The following is a 23,895-nucleotide window of genomic DNA, read 5'->3' on the forward strand; positions in this document are numbered from 1 at the left end:
GAATTACCCTCGCGGTTTGGATTAACGCCGACCCTTAGTTCGGATAGCGGCGATAATCGGTTTCTGCTTCCTTCGGCGGACCGTAGTTGAAGCGTTCACGCTCGTTCTTGCCGGCACCCGCACCCGGAGCGATATTCATCGCTTCGAGGAAACGATTGGTTGCGGCAAGGATCTGGTACTGCGCGAATAGCTGCGAGAACCGCGACGTTTCGAGCCGTACCTGCGTATTGAAGCGCGTGTTCTGCGCGTCCAGCACGTCGAGCAGCGAGCGGCGGCCGACGTTGAACTGGCTGCGATAGCTCAGCAACAGGTCATCGCTGACTTCCGACTGGCGCGACAGCGCAGTGCCGATGCTCTGCTGGGCGCGAAGTGCGGTCCAGGAATTGGACGCATCTTCTTCGGCTTCGCGCGTCACCTGGTGCAGGCGATAGCGGGCCTGTGAGGCACGGTGCACCATTTCCTGGTACTTGCCGCGCTTCAGGCCACCGTCGAAGATGTTCCAACGCAGGTAGACACGCGCCTGGACGTCGTTGGTTTCGCCCTGGAAACCATCGATATCCTCGCCGATCCGGCCGCGCACATCAACGCCCACCGTCGGGTAGAAATCACCCTTGGCAGCCATGACCTGCGCATGGGCGGCATCGACGTCGGCCTGAGCTTCCAGCACCAGCGGGTTGCGGGTGCGGGCCAGACCAAGCGTTTCGTCTTCCGTCGATGGCAGAGCCGACGACAGATCCGGCGGCAGCTGGACCTGGTTGACCGTCAGGCCGGTCAGGCGGCGCAGCGCGTGCTGGGCCGATTCATAGGACTCGATAGCCTCGCTTTCGCGAACGCGAGCCGACAGGAAGCGTTCTTCCGCCTGCTGCAGGTCGGCGACCGAAATCGATTCTTCCTGAACGCCGCGGGTCAGATCCTTCACCAGCGCATCGTGAAATGCGAGGTTGTCCTGCGCCGCAGCTACGATACGCTGCTGCAAAAGGACGTCGAGATACTGACGCGCGATCTGCAGGCCGATGAATTCCGAGCGTTCAACGACGCGCAGTGACGCACCATCTACCCGGGCTGCCTGACGCAGCTTTTCACCCTGGCGACGGCCGAAATCGAGCACGGTCCAGTCGAGGGTCGCCTGCGCTTCGAGCGGATAGAGCTCTTCATTGGCGATGCCCAGCGCCTTGCGCGTGCGGTTTTCAAGCCGACGGACGCCTGCAGAAGCCTCCACGTCGAGACGCGGCAGGAACAGAGACTGCGCCTGTTCGCGTTCCATCTGGATCGCTTCGGTGTTGTACTGCGCCTGGAGGATCTCCGGGTTGGCAGCCATGGCCGTTTCGATGGCTTCCTGCAGCGATACGACATTACCGGTGTTGGCCGGTGCCTGTGTCATGTCCTGCGCCATTGCGGCGGTGGATGTGGTCGCCATCAGGGCTACTGCGGCGATGCTCGTGAATGTCTTGGTCATCATGGCATCCCTCCCTTAGCGTGTGCCGCGAATTTCGACGCGGCGGTTGCCCGGTTCGCGAACGCCATCCTCTGTCGGGATGCGCGGTTCGCTTTCACCTCGTGACAGCGACGTGGCCGTTTTGCCCGGCACTGCAGTCTCGAGCAGGCCCGTGACGTAATCGGCACGCTCCTTGGCAAGCTTCACGTTGTAGGCAGGCGTGCCCGAAAGGTCGGCGTGGCCGATCACTTCGAACGAGTTCCACTGGCACGGACCGGCCTTCTGGGCGACGTAGGAAATGACTTCATTCGTCGCCTTGATCTGCTCTTCGCCTTCGGGCGCGGCCTTGTTCCAAGGGAAGAAGATGAGCTTCGGATCGTCGCAGCTCACGTCGACAACCTTGCCGGCGCTCCACGGAGTGATCGGGCTGCGGCGGGTGGTGTCCTGCATCAGGTCATAGGCGCGTGCGCACTTGCCGACCGATACCGGGTCCTTCGTCCCGCTCTTGAGATAGCCGAGTGCGATGCCGCACTGGGCCTTCGCCTCGTTCGCCCAGACATATCGCGTATCGTCCGCAGCAACCACGCCGGTCTCGTTCGAGGCCGCCAGCGCCGCGTCGAAACGCATCTGGATCTCGCTCCTGAGGCTTCCATTGTCGAGCGCCATCAAGGCGTCGCCATCCCCCGTTTGGGCCATTGCGCCCTGGTGGGCAGCAAGCGCCACCACCAGCGACGCCGTAGCCGCATATACTTTCGTGAAACGCATAATTTTCCCCCTGGTCAAAGGAACGTGTCAAACATTCGCGGCGACCAAGGCTGCTGCATCTTCGTGCATGTCAGCCATGGTGCCATTGTCAAAAGCAAAAGCGCCTCCGTCAATATTCAAATTCAATGCATCGTGCCCGAACAGGTAACCTGCCTTCGCAGCGAGAGCATCGTTGTGGACCGCGCCGGTGATCGCATCGAGCATCGCGTCGACCTGCTGGCCGGCGAGTGCATCGTCCACGATCGCTGCGACTTCGGGCATGTCCTGGGTGGTTTTTGCCACGCCAAGGTCCGCATCGTCGGCCGCTGCGTCGTTTTCTGCCGTCAGCGCGAGCAGCGCTTCCATCGTACCGTCGACATCGCTGCCGGTCATGAAGCCGGCATCGGCGACTTCACCGGTGCTGCCGTCTTCCATGGTGTAGCTTGCGGTGCCGAAGACAACCACGTCACCACCGGCAACCTCGTAGATGTTGCCATCGCTTGTGAGGTCGATCGATACGATGCCTGCATCGCTGAGCGACATGAATTCGCCAGCATCGGACACACCGTCGAGGTTGCTGTCGAGCCAGATGCCGAAGCCGCCGAAGCTGGCATCGTTTGCATCCAGAACGCCGTCGGCATTGCTGTCATAATCGACCGAGAGAGCTTCAAGGTCGGTCATGCCATCGCGGCCGAAGACGAATTCCGATGCGTTGGTTACCAGCCCATCGGCATTCATGTCGTAAGCAAGGATTGCGCTGCCCGCAGCGATCCAGGCCGTCTTCGTCTTGATGCCATCGCCATCATAATCATAGGCGATGTTGGCAGCGAGGCCGGAGAAGTCCGCACCGCCGCCGTCGAGGTCGAGGACCAATGGAACGACAGTGGTCGGAACAGCGGTCGGGAACGGCGAGAGACCGTCTGCGATGTGGACCGAGAAGTCCTGCGTTGCTGTCGGATCTCCGTCACCGTCGAGAACCTGGAGCGAGAAGTCGATCGTCTTGTCGATCGAGGAGTCCGCCACGCCGACGTTCGTCAGGTTCAGCTTCATCTCGCCGGTCGTCATGTAAGCATCGATCCAGTCGATGTAGGTTCCGGCCGGAGCATTGATGGTGAACGTTCCGGTATCCGTCTTCCCGTCGATCACGAACGTCTGGGTCGTGCCATTCGTATAGTGAGCGACGAAGGTGATGATTTCCGGAGGCGGGTTCTTGCCACCGCCGTTGGTATCGAAGTTGAAGAAGCTGAACGTCGCGTAGGAAACGTCCGCGATGTCCTGACCACCCGGGGGCGTGTAAACACCGCCGCCGTCGTAATCGTTCAGATCGCCAAAGTCGAAACGCAGGAATTCACCCTGGTCGAAGTTGTTGTTGCCAAGGCCCCAGCCCTGGGTCGAACCGTTGACATTCGACGTCTGGGTCATGTTGACCCAGGTAGTCGGATCAGCCGGATTGAAGCCTGCAGCCGGTGCCCAGCCTGTCACATAGACCAGGTCGACGCCGCTATCGTCGTCGGTCACGATGACCGAGGCACTCGGTCCGACACCAAACGAGCTACCTGCACCGATCGGAACGTCCGTGATCGTCGGGTCGAGTGCGTTGACGAGGTCGAAGGTGTACTGGCCCGAAGTGCCTGCGTCGGGATCCACGGTCAGCGTGAAGATGATGGTATCATCACCGCTGTCGTAGGAGCCGTTGCCCGGCGTGCCCGTGCCATCGTCGACATAGCCATAAAGGATATTGCCGTCCTGGTGGGTCAACACGGCCAGGCCACCCGAAGTGATCGTGCTGGTATCGGCAGTGATCACCATCGAACCCAGATCGTCGCCGCCAATCGAGAGATTGAAGCCGCCAACTGCCGGGGTCTGCGTCGGATCGTTGCTTGCCTGCTGATCCTGGACAGGGCCGAGGGTCGGGCTGTCATCTTCGAATGTGACTGTGATCGCATCGGTCTTGAGCACGGTCGTGGCACTATCGGCGACATTCACGTCGATCGTCAGTGTCCGCGTGTCCTCGCTGGCCGCGTCAGGATGGAAGATCGGGAGCGACTGCACGACGCTGAAATTGCCGTCGTTGTCGATCTCGATCGTCACGGCGAGCAGCTTGTCACCAGGATTGTCAGGATCGTCGATCTCGCCGATCAGCGTCTTGTCGCCATTGTCGAGACGCCAGCTGATCGCAGCACCGTTCACGCTGCCATCGGCAACGGCGAGCGGATCGGTCGGGATGACCAACGTGACGACATGGGTCGCGTCGTCGGTATCGGTGATGACGACTTGGCCGATTGCCGTGAGCGAGTTCGAATTGTCGCTCGGGTTACCGGTCGTATCCTTGTTGCCGTCGGCGAAACCTTCGTCGGAAACGGCAACCGCATCAGCCACGACAACAGGTGCATCGTTAGAACCGAAGATGCTGATGGTCAGCGAAGTCTCGTTGCTTTCCGCCGTGCCATCATATGCGTTGTAGTTGAACGTATCGGTCAGCGGAGTGTCACCGACATTGAGAGCCTGGACGGCGGCATATGCCGTGGCGTCCTCGGCCTCGGTGTAGAGACGATAGCTGTAGGTGCCGTCGGTGTTCAGCGTCAGTTCGCCGTAAGTGCCGGAAATCGTTCCGGTATCGGCAACTGCAACCGTCAGCGCTTCGATATCGACGTCGCTATCGGCCACGTCTGCACGGTCGACCGCGTCGGGCGCGCCGTTGTGGAGTTCGCCCGCGATGACGTTACCTGCAACCGGTCCTGCATCCTCCACGATCCAGTTGGTGTCCGCATTCGCAACCGGAGCATCGTTCACGCCGTTGATCGTGATCGTCAGGGTAGCGGTAACCGCGTCGCCATCGGCATCCTCGATCGTGTAGGTGAAAGTGTCGGTGTAGAATTCGGTGTCGTCGAGCACCTGCACCGAGGGATCGGTGATGGTGTAAACGTAGCTGCCGTCGTTATTGATGACGAGCGTGCCGTGGCTACCGATCGTATCGCCGCCAACCACGCCTGCGCCGCCCGAACCAGTGATCGCTGTGAGGACCGGATCGGCAAAGCCGTCCGCGCCACCTTCGTCGGTGCCTGCAGCGCCGCTATCGGTTCCGGTGCCGAGCACGACGTTGCCGCCGGTGCTTGCATCGTCTTCGGTCAGCGAGTCAGTGTCGTTATTCGCACGCGGCGTATCGTCGTCGATAACGATCACGAAACTGCCGCTGGAACCGACTGTGTCGCCATCGACGTCGGTCGCCTGGAACAGCGAACCGAAGTTGATTTCGATGTCGTTCACATTTTCGCTGTCGTCCGCATCCGCATGGTCGAGTGGAGCGTAGAGAGTGAACTGGTAGTCACCGTCTTCCTGCAGATCAAATATGAAGACCTGGTTGCCACCAGCCAATGCCAGGATACCGTCGCTGACGACATTGTAGGAAAGGGGCTGTCCGCCAGAGGTCAGGTTCAACGACAGCAGGTAGGCGCGCGCAGTATCCGCATCGATGAACGAAAACGTCAGCGGCGTGTCCGCTCCCGAATGAAACGAAGGAGCGATCGTTCCGCTCAGACCATATGAGTCACCCGGCGCGTCGTTTGTGCCATTGTCAGCAATACCATTAACGATGCCGTCTTCGTCGACAGTCGCCCGGAGACTGAAATCGACAGCTTCGGGTGTATCGTCATCGACTACGATGTCGAGCGAAACCGGCGCAGTGTCTCCGTCGCCATCGGTCAACGTACCGCTGAGCGTGAAGCTCTGCTCGTTTTCGTCGTTGTTGCCGTCGTTCTCGTGCCAGACATTGGCTTCCTGGCTGACCGCGTAGTTGCCGGTGGCCGGGTCGAGCGTGACGTGCACGACCGTGACCCAGTTGCCCGGTCCTTGTTCCTGCTGGATCAGGACACCGTTCGAACCATCGGTGATGTACTGGAAGCCTGCCGGGGCGCCCGTCAGCGCGAAGGCCGCCGTGCCGCCGTCATTGCCGAAACCTTCGACATCGTCGACCAGCGATCCGGTGAGGTTCGATTCATTGGGCGCCTGGTCGTCAGGTCCGCCGTCGATACCGTCGGTCTGCGTGTCATCATCGAGATAGGCTGTCAGCGTCGTTTCCGCAGTCGGCGTATCGTCGGTGAAGAACAGGTTCGAACCGATATCGAGCGAGATCGAGTCGAAGTCGCCGTCATTGTCGTAAACCGTACCGACGAGCTGGATCAGGCCATCGCTGGCGAGCGAGGCGGTGACGCCATCGCTGACCGTGCTCAACGTGTGGTCGATTGCGCGGCTCTGGTCGAGCTTCACATTGCCACTGCCATCCACGCTGACGCGGAAGACTTCCTGGCCGTTCGCCAGAGCGTCTGCACTGTCGGTACCGAAAAGGCCGATCACGTCGTCGCCGTCCATGAACAGGAAGACTTCGAGGTTGCTGGCGTTGTCGAACAGGCCCGAAGCCGTGCCGTCGGTCACTTCCAGCGTATAGGTCGTGCTGGCCGTGCCATCTGCGCCGCCATCGAAATCGAACGCGTCGGCGAAGTTCATCGTCGCATCGGTCGCGTAATCGGCGTCGCTCACGGTCAGGTCATGCTCGGTCGCGGTCAGGTCGACCGACGGACCATCGTCATAGAACTTGAGGTTCGCGCCAATATTGACCGGGTCGGAAGTGACATAGTCGCCTTCTTCGTCGGTGACAGTGACCGTTGCCGAAACCAGGCCGTCGAGGTCGAGCAGGTCGTTGTATTCGCCAAGGCTGTCGTCACCGTCCTCGAGATGTTCGAGGGCGACGTTCTGCGTCAGAGTGACCGTGCCATTGGCATTCATCACGACTTCGAAAGCGACAAGGCCGGCACCATACTGGCCTTCGACATGGGTCGCGTCGATCTGGACGATCGTGATCGGCTGATCGCCGACTGCCGTGGCAAGACCGCTCAGGCCTTCGGTTGCAACGAGGGCGAAGGTGACGGTTCCAGCGCCGTCGGCGCCGTAATCCTCGCTGTAGCTCAGCACCGGATCAGTCGATGTGTCGCTGATCGGGAAACCGGCCGGATTGACCGCATCGCTCTCATCGACATCGACAGCGCCATCGGCTGCGACATCGCTGACGCTCGGTCCATCGTCGGCGAACTTGATGTTACCGCCGAGGTCGAGCGAGTTGCTGTCGTCGGTGTAGCTATCGCCTTCCTCGTCATAGATGGTCGCATCGCCGTGCAGCAGCACAAGGCCGTTCGCCAGCGTAGCAACATCGACGTCGTAGGGCTCGCCCTCGTCGGTATCACCGTGGTCGATCTCTGCATACTGGGTCAGCGTGACGACGCCGGTTGCGGAAACCACCGAGAGGTCGAACACGGTGTTCGAGGCATCGACCAGGTTCACATCGGACTGGGTCGAACCGACAACCTTGCCGCCAATCAGGTGCAGGAAGATCGGGTCGCCGTCGCTCGACAGGTTGGAGGCCGCCGAGACAACTTCGAAGTGGAAGTTCCACTCGGTCGTGCCGGCGCCATCTGCGCCATAGTCGGACGATGCGATCGTGAACGCCGAACCGAAGTTGCCCGTCGACACGTCGGTATCCGATGCATCTCCTTCGGTCTGATCGTCATCGGTCATCAGCATGACCGTGTCGCCATCTGTTACGTCGATATCGATGAACGGACCATCGTCGGCAAAATTGACGTAGTCACCAAGGTCGATCTGGTCGGCATCGCTGTCGATATCGCCATCGGCGTCGGTGATCGTCGCGGTCGCTTCGATCTCTACCAGGCCGGTCGGCAGCGGAACCGAGTCGCTGTCATAGGCTGGAGAAGAAGCCGTGCCTGAATGGTCGAGCTCTGCGAACTGCGTCAGGGTGACGATCCCGGTGACGGTATCGACCGTCAGCGTGAATACGACCGTGGCGTCGTTCGTTGCAGGCACTTCGGAACCGTTGGTCGAACCGACAATCGTGCCGTCGGCACGTTCCCAGATGTAGATCGGCGCTTCATCGCTGAAGAGACCGGTGGCGGTACCCTGCGCAACAACCAGGTTGAGATCGTAATCGACGACCGTATTCGCCGCCTGGTCGGCACCCTGGACTACGCTGACAAGGTTGAAACCGCCCGAGAAATCGGCGCTATCGGTGCTGGTGCCGCCGACGGTGTCGGCGTCGAACGTCGTCAAATCTTCCGAGATGTCGCCGTTCGCTGCGATATCGACCGACGGAACATCGTCGACAATCGTGACGACGATGGTGCCGCTTCCGATCAGGTTGTTGGCGCCATCGCGAACTTCGTAATCGAAGCTTTCCTGATCGTTGATTTCGTTATTGCCGTTGTTCCCACCGTCACCGGTCAAGTCACCATCGATCGGAGCGGTAAGCTCGTAGCTGTAGCTACCGTCAGCGTTCAGCGTCAGCGTGCCGTAATTGCCGCTCGCAGGATCGAGCAGCGTATAGAAGAAAGGCCCGGTCGCATCAGTGACCGTAATCTGGCCCGTGGTGAAGAACTCGCTGTTCGCACCACCATCGCTGCCAATGCCGTCCAACCCAGCCTCGTAGACCTTGGCATCATTATCATCGACCTTGCCGGCGACGTTGTCGATGTCGATCACCAGATCGGCCGTCGACTGGTCACCGTCACCGTCTTCGATGGTGTAGGTGAAGGTCAGCGACGTGTCGGCGTTGACGGTGTTGGCGGTCGAAGTGAATTCGTAGCTGCCATCAGTGTTGATCACCAGCGTGCCGACCGAGGTCGTCAGGGTAATCGTGCCATCAGGGGCAACAGACTTGTTGTCGAGCGTCACCCCAGCAGGATTGCTGCTGGAGAAGCCGGCATCGACGACCGGGCCTGCATCGGCATATCCATCTGCGCCTGCCACATCGAGGCCATCGCCGTCGTTGTCGGTCAGTACATTGCCGTCGGTAGCTTCGCCCTCGCCAACGCTGTTCGAATTGTCGGTTGCTGTCGGGATATCGTCGTTGAACTCGATCGTCAGCGTGCCGGTAGCGTCGGTGTCGCCATCGTCATTGTCGGTGGCAAGATAGTTCAGCACCACTGCCGGGGCACTGGTTTCACCATTGCCATCGGCGTGAATGACGTTGTCGAGCAGGGTGACGGTGTAGGTGCCGTCGGGTGCCAGCGTCACGGTGAACAAATCACCGCGGGGGCCGGTCGCGGTCAGCGTGTTGCTACCGGCATCCCAGCTGTAATCGACGCTTTCCTCGCCAACACTGCCGCTGGTGCCGTGCAGGTTCGAGAAGCTGACCGTGCCGCCATCGGCTCCGAAATCGACGTCGATCGAGCCGTTGAATACGGTTTCCGTCGCACTGGCCGGATCCGAACCGGCCGTAGCGTCGATGTCGTTCGCATCGCCGGCCGGATTTGCGCCATCCAGGCCATCGTCGTCGACTGCAGCAGTGACGAAATCGACCACCGGCTCGCTGTCGGGCCGCAGAGTGATCGCAACACGCGCGGTCGAAGCATCGCCATCGCCATCGATGATCGTGTATTCGAAGAAGTCCGAAGTATTCTGGTCCGAACCCGCACCGGCATTCGGCGTGTAGGTGAACAGGCCGGTTACAGGGTCATAGGTGACCGTGCCCTGGCTTGCCTGCGTCGAAACGAAGACCTTCGTCGCATCGGTGGTGTCGACGCCGTCTGCGCCGAACACGTCGTTGTCGAGCGCATCGATCGTGAATGCGACGTTTTCGGTTTCCTGAGCGGCTTCATCGCCATTCGCGACAGCCATATCGTCGTCGATCGAAAGGAGACCGATGCCATTAAACACGACAGTGTCACCATCACCGTCGACAAAAGTGAAGTTCGCCGCGAGGTTGAGATTGTCCTCATATCCTTCGAAAGTGCTGCTTCCATTGTCCGTGGACGGATGATCGAGGGGCTTGAACAGCGTTGCCGTCCAGGTCGAAGTGCCGAAATCAAATACCAGCGTAAGCACCGGATCGGCAGGATCGGTCGTATAGGCGGTAAGCGTGTTGGTTGCCGCATCCCACGTGGTCAAAACGGCAACGCCGCCCGATGTCATGGCAACCGTGCCGCCATTGGGATCGGTTGCGGTCAGGCTGGCAAGTGCGACGGTCAGTTCGTCGGCACCCGGGCCATCTGCTCCGAAATTGATCGAGAATGTGCCGGTGAAAGAAGCGTTTCCAAGATTGTCACCAGGCTGGCTGTCGTTCGCGCCAATCCCCGCGAGCGCATCTTCATCCACGGTGCCCCCCTGGATGAGACCACCCAGACTGAAATCGTCTTCGAAGGCAAAGGAGCCACCGATGTTGACACTGGCGCTGTCCGTATCGCCATCGCCATCGGTTACCGTTGCGGTCAGGCTGATCAGATCGGCCGCCATCGTTTGAGCTTCACCCGAGGCCTGAGTTTCCTCGTAATCGGCCGGGTTATCGTGCTCGATCGCGCGGAACTGTTCCTGCGTGATCACGCCGGTCGCCGGATCCAGGGTCAACGTGAATGCGACATCGCCCGAGGTTTCGAGATAGCCTTCGATCACGTTCGGATCGCCTGCGCTGATGCGCAGCAGGATCGCTTCATCCGTGATTGAATCCTGCAGGCCCGAAGCAGTGCCATCACCGCCATTGATGCTGAGAGCATAGGCGATCGCATCGGTAGCGTGCGCCCCGTCGGCGCCGTAAAGCGTCGTGAACAGGCTGCTGAAATCGCCGTCATCGACACTGGATGCCGAGTTCAGCAGGTCCGTATCGTCGGTCGCGAGGATAGGAGCGCCGATATCGGCAACCGAAACATCGGGAATATCGTCGATGACTTCGACATCGAGCGAAGCGATGTCTTCCGAACCGTCCGAATCCTTGGCGATCACTTCGAAATTGTCGAACACCGAGTTTTCACCGGCGACAGGGCTGTGATCCAGCGTGTTGCCGGTCAGTTCGTATTCGTAGGTGAACGTGGCTGAAACGACATCGCCACCCGCATCGGTGGTAACCGAAACGCCGGTAATGCGAACTTCACCATAATCGCCCGTGACCGTAACCGGATAAACGGTTGCGGCCGAGCTGTCGAAGACGGTGACGCCGCCGACAGTGACCGTGGTCAGCCCGTCGACACTGTTGACCGTGAATTCGCCGCCCTGGGTCAGGGCAGGCACGTCGGGCGAGGAACCGTCGGGCGAGAGATCGTCCTCGTCGACGACTTCTTCGGCACCTTCGCCGTCGAGCCCGGTGATGACGACCGGATCATCCGTGCCATTGACCGTGATCGTGATCGTGGTCGTGCGGGTGTCGCCGTCGCCATCCGTGATGGTGTAGGTGAATACCTCGTCGCTGAGGCTTTCCGTACCATCGAGGCCCTGGACCACCGGATTGCTGTTATCCAGCGTGTAGGTGTAATTGCCGTCTGCACCGATGGTGATCGAACCGTAGAGGCCGCTCACGCTGGTGCCGACATTGCCCGATACATCCGTGCCTGCATTGCCTGCTGCGACGCCGGTTACGGTCGCGCCGTCCGCGCCTTCGGTATCGGCGCCGTTGTCGCCATTAGCCTCGGCATCGGTCATGACATTGCCGCTGGCCGAAGTGTCGGTGTCTTCGGTCACTTCATCCGTGTCGGGTGCGACTTCGGGTTCGTCATCGATGATGGTGATGACGAGGTTGTCCGGGCCATCGTCGGCGGTAGAATCGCCGTCGAGGTCGATGATCTCGATCGGGAACGATACCGAAGTATTATCGCCCGAAGTGTTGTCACCCAGAGTGTATTCATAGGTGATCGTGCCCACGCCCGTTACCGGGTCGTAGGTGTAATCGGTGATGACCAGCGTGCCGGTTTCATCGTCGACAACCGTCTGCGGCAGATTGCCCGGGTCGAGCGTAACGCCCGCCACGATGACGCTCTGGACGCCGTCGGGCGAAGTGAAGGTGATAGTGCCGCTCGTTGTTTCCGACTGGTCGCTATCGTTGTTCGGCAGGTCGTCGGCGCCTTCGCCGGTGCCAACGGGCTTGTCCCCGCGCGGCGGCAGACCGCCTTCGTCGACCACCGTGCCGTCCCCATCGTCGGGGATGAAGTCGATCGTATCGGGCGCATCCTCGATCCGGATGAGCAGCTCGGCTTCCGAAGTGCTACCGTCCTGGTCGACGATGGTGTAGCGGAAGGTGTCTTCCACGCCGCCCGGCGTGTTGTAGTCGCGGGTATAGGTGTAGCTACCGTCGGCATTCAGTGTCAGCGTGCCGTAATCGCCCTGGAGCGTTGCCCCGGGCGCTGCCGTTGCACTGCCATTGGTGAACCCGGTCACGGCCTCGAGACCGCCCTCCCCGCTCACGTAATCGTCGGCACCCGACTGGTCGTTCACCAGCACGTTGCCCGTGATCGGGGCGTGAGTACCGGCAGGAACGATGCCGATGTCGTCGGCAGCAAGCGGGCTGTCATCGACCACGATGATCGAAAGCGAGGCACTCGCCTCGTCCCCATCGAGATCGCGCACGGTGACGAAGAAATTGCCGTCGGCGGTTTCGCCAAGGAGATTGTCGAACAGGGTATAGGAGAAACCGATTTCACCTGCATCGAGATCGATGCTGGTAATCGTCATCGTGCCATAGGGGGTGACGAATTCCTGGCCAACGGTCGTGACTTCGACACCGTTGATGATGACGGCCGAAAGACCATCGGGCGAACTGAATACGATCGTGCCAGAGGTCGTTTCGCTGGTGTCGCTGTCGTTCGTGGCGATACCGTCTTCGTTTTCACCGATGCCGGGAGGTTCGTTGCGTTCACCCTCGCCGTCGCCGTTTCCGGGCAGACCGGTTTCATGAACCGTCGCGATGGCATTCTCGACGCCGACCGGATTGTCCGGCGTTTCGATGACGACTTCGGGTTCGTCATTATTGTACGGAATGACCTCGCGCTCTTCCTCGATCGAGCGGCTCAGCTCGGTGTAGGGCAGCAGGTCGCCGATATCGAACGCGTCCTGGATCGCGCCCTCGTCACCGGCGAAGTTGCCGCCCGAGCTCGGAGTCGCATTGCCCGGAGGCGCTTCGGGATCGATGCCGTTGAGGTAGTCGGAAACTGTCTGCGGCGCGATCGCCACGCCATCAACGACGAATTGCGGGACGACGACAGCACCGCCGGGAATGACCAGCTCGGTGCCGTCCGCTAGGACGATGACGAGATCGAGCCCGCGAACCGAGATGTCCTCGAGCGCCACGCCTTCGGGAAGGACCACCACGCCATTGGCATCGGGGGCGAGAATTCTCGTTCCGGGGGAATAGCTTGCACCGGCATCCTGAAGCAGGTTCGAACCTGTTTCGATGCTTTCGTCAGCGCTGTTTTCCAGATCGAAATCGCTGCGCTTGCCGCCGTCAAAATCTACCATCTCACCGTCCTTGTTGCGTGGGACCGATCCGGTCCCGACCACAAGATCCAAAGCGCGAGTTAGGCAGAGTTAGCCGCTCCCCGAGGTCTCTATGACCTGGCTTTGGAAATTGCGGCCCATCCATTTACCGGCTGATTTGCGACTCGGATTCGAATCGCACGTGTCGGTTTGTTAGCCGAGAGAAAAACAGTGAATCGCAATGGTTGCAAGGCTGGTAACCATATTTAATCCGTTTTTCAGGCCCTTCGCAGGTGCGGCGATGGGAGAACGAAATACCCTCGGCAAACTCCGTCCCACGGCGGCACAATGCCGCGGACGTTGATTACGCGAAGCGCTGCTGGACGGCTGGTATAGGGTTAATGGCTGGGGCGGTTGAGATGCGAATGCCAGCGCTGGGTTGAGCCAAGACCAGCCCCAAGGACGATTGCAATCATGCCGGCCAGACCCGACACCACTCTAGCTTACGTATATATAAGTATGACAATCGAGCAGGCCTGGCCGTGAACCACGCAGTTAGCGTTGCGGCTAATAATGGACCGGATTCGAGGCTCGGGCGATCCGCGACCGAGCTCCGGCGTTAACCTGGTGCGGTAATGGGTTTGTCCGGCCGCCAGCCCGCACCACCAGCGAGCTCTACCACCTGCGAATCACGCGATTCGCATAGGGAATCCAGCCACCTAATGATTCGGGGAAAGAATCGTCAGATTGCTTTGGATCAACTTGTAACTATGCGACAGTTTAGCCACGCGTTAACCGTCAAATTTTACGGAATGTTGCGCTAAAGGGCTGTTTTTCGGACTTAACTTTTTATTATTGTTTTCACTTTGACGTTTATGGTCTAAAACCCAAACATATATGCAGTTCCGATGAGGAATCAGTGCGATGGTCCCGGCGCGAGCCGGAGAATAGAAAACGGGTCGCGCCGGTTCCAACATTTACCCCTCATCGGAGCATGGCAAACCGGAAATAGAAGCCGGAAGCCAGCACTTGGACTTGCATGGAAATCCGCACCGCGGGCCATGCGAATTTAATTGGGGTAATGACTATGACTTTCATCAAGAACTTTGCACGTGACGAATCGGGCGCTTCGGCTGCCGAATACGCTCTGATCCTCGCCATCGTCGGCGCTGCCATCGGTGGTGCAGCCCTGGCTCTCGGCACCGAAGTCGACCGGGCAATTGACGCCGCTACAGCCGACGTAAAGGCTTGTAACGACGGCGACACCACGGCTTGCGTAGCAACCTAATACTTAGAATAGATTATGCCCGCGGCTCTCGAAGTCGCGGGCATTTTCCCGTTTTGCGGCCCGTACGTGAACAGCCGCGACAAAGAACAGAAATTCCGAATGTAGCCGAGGGGGGTACACATGCGGGGACGAAATCTGCTGATAGTTGGGCTGGCGATTTTTATCGGCCTGATCGCCGTTTACCTAGCCAACAGCTATTTCAGCGGTATGGAGCGCAGGTCAGAACGCGAAGCGGAAGCAAACCGCATGGCGCGGATCGTCGTTGCGACGCAGGACTTCCAGTTCGGTTCGCCCATCACCTCTACCAACATTCGCCTGGCCAACTGGCCGGCAAACTCGGTGCCGCAGGGCGCCTTCGTCTCGATCGAAGAGGCTATCCGCGGCGGACGCGTTGCATTGCGCCCGATCGCGATCGGCGAGCCTATCCTCGCCACCAAGGTTTCCGGTGAAGGTGGCAGGGCCACCCTCGCCTCTATCCTTCCCGAAGAACTTCGTGCGGTCTCGATCCCGGTCAATCCGGTATCTGGCGTCGGCGGTTTCGTCCGTGCGGGCGATGTCGTTGACGTCATGCTGACCCGCCAGATCCCTGGCGATGGCGCGAGCACTCAAGACCAGATGACGACGGTCGTGCTCGAAAACGTGCTCGTCCTCGCCATCGACCAGGTTGCGGATGAGAAACAGACCGAACCAGCCGTCGGGCAAACCGCGACGCTGCAGACCGATGCTTTCGGCGCTCAGAAGCTGACGCTGGCCCGCAGGATCGGCGAACTTAGCCTGATGCTGCGCAATGTCGAAAACCAGGAAGTGGGCGGGACCGATACGGTCACGTCGAGCGATCTTGGCGGTGCTGGCTATTATATCGCGGCGCGTACCGCCGCCCCTGCCGCGGCGCCCGCCCCGGCAACTGCGCCCGTCCGCACCAGCGTTTCGATCGGCAGCAGCACTCCGGCCCGTCCACGCGGCCCGACCATGTCGGTTGTCCGCGGTACGGAACCGACAACTTATGAAGTTCAGCGCAAGGGGGGATGGTAACATCATGATGCGCATCGGTCTCAAGACATTCAGCGCGGCCATCGCGCTCGGGCTGGCCGGGGGCGTTCTTCCCCTAGCCGCGACGCCGGCATTCGCCCAGGGCGAACAGTCGATCCATGCCGGAACCATAGAGGTTCCGGTTAACAAGAGCCAGGTGATCACGGCAGACCGGGCAATCGCTCGCGCCATGATCGGCAACGATCAGATCGCGGATATCTTTCCGATCTCCGACCGATCCGTCTATGTGCTGGGCAAGGCACTCGGCACCACCAGCCTCACGCTCTATGACCGCGGCAATAATGTGTTGGCGGTGATGGATGTGGCTGTCGGTCCGGACGTAACCGGTTTGCGCGAACAGATGGGCACACTGATGCCCGGCGAGAACATCGACGCCTATATCTCGAACGAATCCATCGTCCTCAGCGGCACGGTTTCGAGCGCTGGTGCCGCCGACCGCGCGGTCCAGCTTGCCCGCGCCTATGCCGGGGACAAGGTCGTGAACCTGATGTCGATGGGCGGCAGCCAGCAGGTAATGCTGGAAGTGCGCTTTGCCGAGGTCAGTCGATCCGTTGGCAAGGACTTGGGCGTTCGCACATTTTTTAATTCGCGTGGCGGACGGTTCAGCGGTGCAACTGGCGCAGGGACAGCCCTGCGCCCGGGAGATGGAAACAGCAATTTCGGCAATGGCGACCTTTCGGTTGAGGAAGTGACCGGAGCGTTCGGTGTCGTCACCCGCGCATTCACCGATATTCTCGGGCTCGACGTCGATGTCGCGCTCGACACGCTCGAGGACAAAGGCCTGTCGAAAACGCTGGCCGAACCGACATTGGTCGCTCTTTCGGGTGAACGCGCCAGCTTCCTTGCTGGCGGCGAATTCCCGGTTCCGGTCGCGCAGGCGATCGGCGGCCAGGGCGATGCCGGTGGCGGCGGCGGTGCAGCCATTACAGTCCAATTTAAGCCGTTCGGTGTGAGCCTCGGCTTCACACCGACTGTGCTGTCAGACAACACGATCAACCTGCTGGTTGAACCAGAAGTGAGCGCGATCGACCCGACTGCCTCCATCACGGTCGGTGGATTGGCAATCCCGGGCCTTCAGACCCGCAGGGCCAGCACCGTGCTCGAACTGCGTGACGGCGAAAGCTTTGCCATCGCTGGCCTGATCCAGCGCGATTTCAAGACGACGGTCCAGCAGGTGCCGCTGCTCGGCTCGATCCCGATCATCGGTTCACTGTTCCGCTCTTCCAGTTTCGAGAAGGGTGAAACCGAGCTGCTGATCGTCGTCACGCCGCGACTGGTTCAGCCGATCCGCCCGGAACAGGTTCGCCTGCCGACCGACCGGGTTGACGATCCTGTACAAGCGGACCTGCTGCTCAATGGTGTAGCATACCGGCCAAAACCGGTCGCTCCCAATGGTTCGACCCCGCTGCCGGGGTCGGAAGACGCTGCCCAGGCAGAGGAGAACGACTATGACTATTAAGGCCCCTCGCCTCCCGGTCCTCGCGATCGCCCTCGCCTGCAGCGCCTGTTCCGTCGCGGACAAGGAACTGGCCGGATATTCTGATCCCGGTTTCGGTGAAGCCAATCGCGCGACCTTCGCTGCGATGGTGGTCAATCCCGACCCGCAATATGACGATCCGAACCCGAACACGAGCGCCGATCACGCCGTCAAGGCGATCGAGCGCTATCGCAATGATGCCGTGAAGAAGCCCGAACGTATCAGCACCACCACCAAAATCGGCGGTGGCGGGAACTGAGCCAAGCCAAGAGTATGACCCATGACCAGCAAGGAAGCGCATAGGAATTTCGTCAAGGACGAACGCGGTGCAGTCGCCGCGACCTATGCGCTTGTGCTGATTCCCCTGATCGCGGTCGTTGGCCTCGGCTTCGATTACGCCCGCGTCATGGGCATGGATACAGAGTTGCAGAACGCCGCCGATCAGGCCGCGCTTGCAGGTGCAAGCCAACTCGACGGAACCAGCGGATCGATGGAGCGGGCGATCAATGCCGCCACCGGTAACCTGGTCACCAATTCGACCATCCTGTCGAATGATGGAACCGGCGGAACGATTTCAATCACCGACACCAGCACGCAAATCGTCTTCTACGAAACGAAGGCAGACGCAGAGGCTGGTACGGGCGGATTTACCGACACCTCCAAGTTTTCCGACGCACGCTTCATCCAGGTGACAGTCGACACGCGCGATGCGAATTTCGCCTTCACCCCGCTGGTTGGCGCGGTTACCGGAAGCCTGAACGCCGCTGCGGTCGCAGGCATGGGATCGGCGCTTTGCCGCGTTCCCCCGCTGATGATCTGCAATCCGGAAGAAACGTCGACAAACAAGACGATGGATGTGGCTGCGCATGTCGGTCAGGGTCTTCTGGCCAAACCGGGTGGCGGTAGCGGCGGTTGGGCTCCGGGCAACTACGGCTATCTTGACGTCGGACTGGCAAACGGTGCGGTGGGTGTGCGCCAGGCACTCGGCTGGGGCGCAATCGGCAACTGCATCTCGCAAAACGGTGCAGAGGCCTACCAGACCGATACACAGACAGGTAACATCGCCAACGCGCCCGAGGCGATGAACACTCGCTTCGACGTTTACGACGTCAACGCCTGCCAGGCAGGTAATCCCTGCCCATCCGCCATCAACGTCACGAAGGATTTCGTCCGCCCGCTGGATTCGGCTCCGGGCAGCGGCAAAACCTGCGAAGTGAACACGTCTCAAGGTGGCTGGAGGCTGCCAGCGACAGCTCAAAGCTATTTCCCGGCAGACGGCACTTCGAATTTCACGGGTACCGTGCTCGCAATGGGCCACCCCCGCGATAAATGCCACGCGACCTATGACGGCGCACCGGGGAACTGCAAAAACAGCTTTTTTGGTAACGGCATCTGGGATCGCGACGCCTATTTCCGGACGCACTACAAGAAGGCCGACGGCTCAGGCTGGACCAATGCCGACTGGACTGCTGCCCTTGCCACCGCCACGCTCAATTCCTCCACCAGTGTGGCAAACATCACTCGTTACGATGTTTACAAGTGGGAAGAAGAGAAGCGCGGCACCCTCCAGCAGGGTGCTACAGTGCTTGATACCGTTCCACCGACCGCGACCGGGTCGCAACTGGTCTCGAAGGGACAAGCGGTTTGCAGCGCCCAACACGGTTATGGCGCCATTTCCAATCCCGACCGTCGCAAGATGACCATCGCTGTCGTCAACTGCAACCAGCAGGAATCAAAGCTGCGCGGCAAGAAGCCGGTTACTATCGCTCAGTGGATCGACGTATTCCTGGTCCAGGCGGCAGCGGACCGCAAGGATGGTGGTAAGCATTACACCGGCAAGGACGAGATCTACGTCGAGATCATCAAGGAAGTGATCCTCAAAAGCTCGGGCGAAACAGATGGCGTAACCTTGCGCCGTGATGTTCCGTATCTGGTGCGGTGATGGCGACAATCCGCTCTTTCATCCGATGCACCAGGGGTGCGGCCGCTGCGGAGATGGCACTTATCATGCCTATCGCTGTGCTCCTGCTGTTCGCAGGCTTCGAAGCTGCGCATTATTTCTATACCGAGCACCAGATCGTGAAAGGTCTACGCGACGGCGCGCGCTATGCGGCGCGCCAGAGTTTCGAGGACATCAATTGCCGGTCCGGCGCATCCATCGATTCCGGCGTGGCTACCGAAATCCAGAACGTCGCCCGCACGGGCAAGACCACCGGTGGGAGCGCACGCGTCTCCGGTTGGGATAATACCGACATCACTGTCTCGGTAACCTGCCCTACCGCGGCGGAGGCACAGACCGGCATCTACAACAGCAGCGAACCTGCCCCGCAGGTCAACCTGACAACGTCGATCAACTACGATTCGTTGTTCAACGGTCTGGGCGTCATCACCGACAGCGCGGTGATCGGCGGAAAACAGCAAGCGACTGTGATGGGGATCTGACATGAGATTGCCCGCAACAATTCAAGCGTTTGTAAAGGACGAAGGAGGCTTTGCAGCCGAATTCGCGCTCGTATTGCCGCTGCTTCTGCTGTTCGTGCTCGGCACGATCGACATCGGGCTTTATTCCTGGCGCCTGAACCAGGCCGAAAAAGCCACACAGATCGGTGCGCGGTGGGCGATTGTCACCAACCCTGTCGTGCCAGAGCTTGCAACCATCTCGATGGTGAATTCGACTGTCGCAGGTAGCACCGTCGCCCAAGGCGATCGCATACCTAAGATGAATTTCGACATCACCTGTGATGACTCAGGATGCACCTGCGCTGGCAGCGACTGCGGCACGCTCGGGACCATTTCTCGCGACGGCACTGCCTTTGACAGCGTGGCAGGCCGCATCCAGGACATCGCACCGTTTGCCGAAGATGGCGATATCGAGATCGTTTATTCGGGATCCGGGCTAGGTTTTGCCGGCGATCCCAATGGTCCCGACATCGTCCCATTCGTAACCGTCCGTATCAACGACGTAGAATATTCACCGCTCACCCTGTTCGTCTTTGGGGGGACAGTCGATCTGGGTGATTTTTCCTACACAATGACCTTGGAAGACGCGAGCGGGACAAGCTCGAACTGAGATGGGCCATGGGAAGGATTGAGAACATTTACGAGCCGCCGATGAAGCAAGCTACCGACCTCCCCAAGGGCGTGTACCTGATTGCGCAACCTTCTGTCATGTCCGGCGCCGAGCCGATTAGTGGTGACGTCACGACCATCGAATGTTCGGTCGACGAACAGTTGCCGATGTCGGAACTGGGTTCCGCCTCGATAGTGGTGATCGAGGTCGATCCTGCCTCGCGCAATTCGCTCGACCGGGTCGATCGCCTGCGCAAACATTCGCCGCATGTTCCAATCATTGCCGGCCTCGCCAATGTCGACATCGCCACGACCCGGCAGCTTCTGCGCAAGGGCGTGAATGATATCGTCGCCCTTCCCTTCGCCATCGACGAGCTTGTCGCTGCAATCGTAGATGCGGCAGAGCACATCAAGCCCGACCAGCTTGCCGATGCCGAGCCAGCCCCATTCGTTGCACTGGTAAAGAGTATCGGTGGTTCGGGCTCAACAACCCTGATCACCCACTTGGCCCCGCATCTGGCGGAGAGCATGGGAGACGATGCCCGTGCCTGCATCATCGATCTCGATCTGCAGTCGGGCGACGTTGCTGCCTATATGGGCTGTTCGCCGCGCCGCAATCTCGCCGATCTTCTCGAGGCGGACGAACGGCTGGACGAAGACCTGATCGCGTCTGTCGTTTGCGAAGGCCATCCTCGCGTCGATGTCATCGCGGCACCGACCGACATCGTCCCGATCGAATCCGTCGATTTCGAACAATTGATGCAGGTCGTCACGCTCGCCCGTCGGATGTACGACGTGGTTCTCATCGACCTTCCGACCAGTTTCACAAACTGGTCGCTCAACACAGTTTTCGCCGCAGACGAAACCATCATGGTCGGCCTGGAAACCATCCAGAGCCTGCGCCATGCGAAGCGGCAACTCGATTTTCTCGTTTCAATGGGCATCGCCCGCGACAAGATCCAGGTCGTCCTCAATCGCACCGAGAAGCGGTTGTTCAAGACGATTGATGCATCCGACGCGGCGAAAGCGCTCAAACACCCGATCCTCGCGACGATTGGCGATGAGGCCAATCTGCTGCGCACCGCCCAAGATCAGGGCGAACTGGTCGATGCCGTCCAGAAGCGCAGTAAATTCACCAAGGATATAATGCAGCTGGCAGATCTCGTCGCGGGTCGTCTGGCGGAGTCCTGATATCATGTGGAAGATCAAGCGCCCAGAAAACGAAGTCGAGGAGATTGAACTCTCCGAGACACTCGAGGCGGACGATCAGTCGGCAGAAGTCGTTTCCTTGCACCCGCGCATATCCGAGCGCGAAGAAGCCTTGCTACAAATCCGGATGGGCATCCACCAGGGCCTGCTCGACCGGATTAACCTGTCGATGCTCGACAAGCTTTCGGAAGAGCAGATCAAGTCCGAAGTGACGCAGATCGTACCTGAACTGCTTGTCACATACGATCAGCCGCTCAATCGCGAAGAGCGTGCGAACCTGATCGACGAGGTAATGGACGAGCTTCTCGGACTCGGGCCGCTCGAGCCTTTGCTCAAAGACGAGAGCATTACTGATATCCTCGTGAATGGCTGTGAAACCGTGTTCGTCGAACGCGGCGGTACGCTTCAACGCGTCCCGACCCGCTTCCAGGACGAAAAGCACCTGATGCGGATCATCCAGAAGATCGTCAGCGCCGTCGGCCGCCGCATCGACGAAAGTTCGCCTTTCGTGGACGCCCGCCTCAAAGACGGTAGCCGTGTCAACGCGATCGTCGCCCCGCTGGCGCTCGACGGCTCGCTGCTGTCCATTCGTAAATTCGCCAAGGTACCGATCAGCATGAAAAAGCTGGTCGACCTGGGCTCGGTCCCGGAAGCCATGGCCGAAGTGCTCCAGGCGATCGTGTCCTCGCGCCGCAACGTCCTGATTTCAGGCGGCACCGGCTCGGGTAAGACGACGATGCTGAACGCCCTGTCCAGCTTCATCGATCCGCGCGAACGCATCGTCACGATCGAGGACTCGGCCGAACTCCAGCTCCAGCAGGAACACGTCGCCCGCCTCGAAACCCGCCCGCCCAACATCGAAGGGCGCGGCGAAGTCAGCCAGCGCGATCTCGTCAAGAACGCCCTGCGCATGCGACCTGACCGTATCATCGTCGGCGAAGTTCGCGCCGGCGAAGCATTCGACATGCTTCAGGCGATGAACACGGGCCACGATGGCTCGATGACCACGGTTCACGCGAATACGGCTCGAGACTCCCTCAGCCGTGTCGAACAGATGATCGGCATGAGCGGGATCGACATGCCGCAGCGTGCAGCCCGCGCCCAGATTGCTTCGGCATTGCACGTCGTTTTGCAGGTTTCGCGACTCAGCGATGGCCGGCGCAAGGTGACCAGCCTTTCCGAGCTGACCGGCATGGAAGGCGAGACCATCACGATGCAGGAAATCTTCCGCTTCAAGAAACAGGGCGTCGATGAGAACAACATGGTCATCGGCCATTTCGAAGCGACCGGTATCAGGCCCAAGTTCCTGCAGGAAGCGGAAGCGCATGGCATCAAGCTGCCATCCGAGTTGTTCCGTCCGGAAATGAAGATCGGCTGATCATGACGGGAGAGATCATCCGCGTTTTCCTCCTGCTCGGCGTTTTTGCCGCGGTGTTCCTTGTCATTCAGGTCCTCGCGACGTCCTATGCGAAGAGCCGTAATTACAAGGGAGCAGTCAACAAACGCCTTCAATTGATCAGTTCTGGCCAGGATCGCGAAGTCGTGATCGGCCAGCTGATCAAGAACCGGCCGAGCGCGACCCCTGATCTGCCCGTCATACTTTCGGGCATGGCAGAGAAACTGCAGCGCACCATTTTCATCTCCGGCATTTCGGTGACCTTCAGCCAGCTCGTCATTTTCATGGGCGTGGGCTTTGCCGGGGTATTCCTGCTCGGGATGCTCAGCGCGGCCTCCTTTGGCTATTCGCTCGGATTTGGGACTGTCCTGATGGTCGGCATGTTGAGTGCCGGACTAGCGATCGCGTTACCCCTGCTCATCGTCAGCAGGATGGCGATGGCACGCCGTAAGAAAATCGAGCACCAATTTCCCATCGCGCTAGACATTTTCGTTCGTGCATTGCGTTCGGGGCACCCGATCGCTTCGGCCATCGATCTTCTAACGCACGAGATGGAAGATCCAATCGGCACGGAGTTCGGCCTGATCAGCGACGAGGTCGCCTACGGCGCGGATCTCATTACGGCGCTCGAACAGATGGCAGAACGCTGGGACCTCGATGACATGAAGATGTTCGTTGTTTCTCTTTCGGTGCAAAGCCAGACCGGCGGTAATCTCGCCGAGATCCTGGATAACATCTCGAAAGTGATCCGTGACCGGCACCAGATGTTCCTGAAGGTGAAGTCATTGAGTTCGGAAGGCCGCATGACCGCCTGGATGTTGACTGCACTGCCAATATTCACATTCGTATCGATCTTCTTGACCACTCCAAGCTACTACCTCGACAGTTCGGAAGATCCGATCTTCATCTACAGCGCCATTGGCCTGACCATCATGTACATTCTTGGCGTTCTGATCATTCGCCGCCTTGTGGATCTGAAGGTCTGA

13 protein-coding genes are annotated in these 23,895 nt (G+C 59.8%); 10 read left to right on the plus strand and 3 right to left on the minus strand.

Annotated features, from left to right (window positions below; all coding sequences use genetic code 11):
• Positions 1-34: 34 nt before the first annotated feature.
• From AMC99_RS07605 to AMC99_RS07615, 3 genes are read right to left on the minus strand one after another with little or no spacing between them, the layout of a single operon-like run.
• Positions 35-1,459: a TolC family protein gene (locus tag AMC99_RS07605; protein ID WP_061924954.1), complete on the minus strand. Its 1,425-nt coding sequence runs from the start codon at positions 1,457-1,459 to the stop codon at positions 35-37.
• 12 nt (positions 1,460-1,471) lie between these two features.
• A complete protein-coding gene (locus tag AMC99_RS07610) occupies positions 1,472-2,200 on the minus strand; it encodes an OmpA family protein (protein ID WP_061924957.1) in 729 nt (242 codons plus the stop codon).
• A gap of 27 nt (positions 2,201-2,227) precedes the next feature.
• Positions 2,228-13,462 carry a DUF5801 repeats-in-toxin domain-containing protein gene (locus tag AMC99_RS07615; RefSeq protein ID WP_157058277.1) on the minus strand — a complete coding sequence of 3,745 codons (11,235 nt, stop codon included), beginning with the start codon at positions 13,460-13,462 and terminating at the stop codon, positions 2,228-2,230.
• A 1,039-nt stretch (positions 13,463-14,501) separates the two neighbouring features.
• On the opposite strand from AMC99_RS07615, the gene AMC99_RS07620 reads away from it, so the two are divergent.
• The 10 genes from AMC99_RS07620 (at position 14,502) to AMC99_RS07665 (ending at position 23,895) form a co-directional block, all read left to right on the plus strand.
• Positions 14,502-14,708: a Flp family type IVb pilin gene (locus AMC99_RS07620; RefSeq protein WP_420805543.1), complete on the plus strand. Its 207-nt coding sequence runs from the start codon at positions 14,502-14,504 to the stop codon at positions 14,706-14,708.
• Positions 14,709-14,828: 120 nt separating this feature from the next.
• The gene (gene cpaB / locus AMC99_RS07625; RefSeq protein WP_061924964.1) at positions 14,829-15,740 is read left to right on the plus strand and encodes a Flp pilus assembly protein CpaB; all 912 of its coding nucleotides are present in this window, start codon (positions 14,829-14,831) and stop codon (positions 15,738-15,740) included.
• A 4-nt stretch (positions 15,741-15,744) separates the two neighbouring features.
• Positions 15,745-17,217 carry a type II and III secretion system protein family protein gene (locus AMC99_RS07630; RefSeq protein WP_232301350.1) on the plus strand — a complete coding sequence of 491 codons (1,473 nt, stop codon included), beginning with the start codon at positions 15,745-15,747 and terminating at the stop codon, positions 17,215-17,217.
• Positions 17,207-17,494, plus strand: a complete 288-nt coding sequence (locus AMC99_RS07635) for a hypothetical protein (RefSeq protein ID WP_061924968.1) — start codon at positions 17,207-17,209, stop codon at positions 17,492-17,494. The genes AMC99_RS07630 and AMC99_RS07635 overlap by 11 nt, the downstream gene beginning before the upstream one ends.
• Before the next feature lie 21 nt (positions 17,495-17,515).
• Complete coding sequence (locus AMC99_RS07640) at positions 17,516-19,177, plus strand: TadE/TadG family type IV pilus assembly protein (protein ID WP_061924971.1); 1,662 nt, start codon at positions 17,516-17,518, stop codon at positions 19,175-19,177.
• Entirely contained in the window at positions 19,177-19,677 is a 501-nt protein-coding gene (locus AMC99_RS07645; protein ID WP_157058278.1) for a TadE/TadG family type IV pilus assembly protein, read from the plus strand. The genes AMC99_RS07640 and AMC99_RS07645 overlap by 1 nt, the downstream gene beginning before the upstream one ends.
• A 1-nt stretch (position 19,678) precedes the next feature.
• On the plus strand, positions 19,679-20,305 hold the full coding sequence (locus AMC99_RS07650) for a TadE/TadG family type IV pilus assembly protein (RefSeq protein WP_061924976.1): 627 nt from the start codon (positions 19,679-19,681) through the stop codon (positions 20,303-20,305).
• A 41-nt stretch (positions 20,306-20,346) separates the two neighbouring features.
• A complete protein-coding gene (locus AMC99_RS07655) occupies positions 20,347-21,495 on the plus strand; it encodes a CpaE/TadZ family protein (protein WP_198143497.1) in 1,149 nt (382 codons plus the stop codon).
• 145 nt (positions 21,496-21,640) lie between these two features.
• A complete protein-coding gene (locus AMC99_RS07660; protein WP_420805562.1) occupies positions 21,641-22,891 on the plus strand; it encodes a TadA family conjugal transfer-associated ATPase in 1,251 nt (416 codons plus the stop codon).
• 2 nt (positions 22,892-22,893) lie between these two features.
• Positions 22,894-23,895: a type II secretion system F family protein gene (locus AMC99_RS07665; RefSeq protein WP_061924985.1), complete on the plus strand. Its 1,002-nt coding sequence runs from the start codon at positions 22,894-22,896 to the stop codon at positions 23,893-23,895.

This window comes from Altererythrobacter epoxidivorans (assembly GCF_001281485.1).
GTDB classification, from domain to species: Bacteria; Pseudomonadota; Alphaproteobacteria; order Sphingomonadales; family Sphingomonadaceae; genus Erythrobacter; species Erythrobacter epoxidivorans.

Excerpts from the sequence above, each read along its gene's own strand:
- AMC99_RS07620 (WP_420805543.1), top strand. The coding sequence starts at position 14,502 with ATGACTATGACTTTCATCAAGAACTTTGCACGTGACGAATCGGGCGCT.
- AMC99_RS07635 (WP_061924968.1), top strand. The coding sequence starts at position 17,207 with ATGACTATTAAGGCCCCTCGCCTCCCGGTCCTCGCGATCGCCCTCGCC.
- AMC99_RS07630 (WP_232301350.1), top strand. The coding sequence starts at position 15,745 with ATGATGCGCATCGGTCTCAAGACATTCAGCGCGGCCATCGCGCTCGGG.
- AMC99_RS07640 (WP_061924971.1), top strand. The coding sequence starts at position 17,516 with ATGACCAGCAAGGAAGCGCATAGGAATTTCGTCAAGGACGAACGCGGT.
- AMC99_RS07650 (WP_061924976.1), top strand. The coding sequence starts at position 19,679 with ATGAGATTGCCCGCAACAATTCAAGCGTTTGTAAAGGACGAAGGAGGC.
- AMC99_RS07665 (WP_061924985.1), top strand. The coding sequence starts at position 22,894 with ATGACGGGAGAGATCATCCGCGTTTTCCTCCTGCTCGGCGTTTTTGCC.
- cpaB (WP_061924964.1), top strand. The coding sequence starts at position 14,829 with ATGCGGGGACGAAATCTGCTGATAGTTGGGCTGGCGATTTTTATCGGC.
- AMC99_RS07605 (WP_061924954.1), bottom strand. The coding sequence starts at position 1,459 with ATGATGACCAAGACATTCACGAGCATCGCCGCAGTAGCCCTGATGGCG.
- AMC99_RS07615 (WP_157058277.1), bottom strand. The coding sequence starts at position 13,462 with ATGGTAGATTTTGACGGCGGCAAGCGCAGCGATTTCGATCTGGAAAAC.
- AMC99_RS07660 (WP_420805562.1), top strand. The coding sequence starts at position 21,641 with ATGGGCATCCACCAGGGCCTGCTCGACCGGATTAACCTGTCGATGCTC.
- AMC99_RS07655 (WP_198143497.1), top strand. The coding sequence starts at position 20,347 with ATGAAGCAAGCTACCGACCTCCCCAAGGGCGTGTACCTGATTGCGCAA.
- AMC99_RS07610 (WP_061924957.1), bottom strand. The coding sequence starts at position 2,200 with ATGCGTTTCACGAAAGTATATGCGGCTACGGCGTCGCTGGTGGTGGCG.
- AMC99_RS07645 (WP_157058278.1), top strand. The coding sequence starts at position 19,177 with ATGGCGACAATCCGCTCTTTCATCCGATGCACCAGGGGTGCGGCCGCT.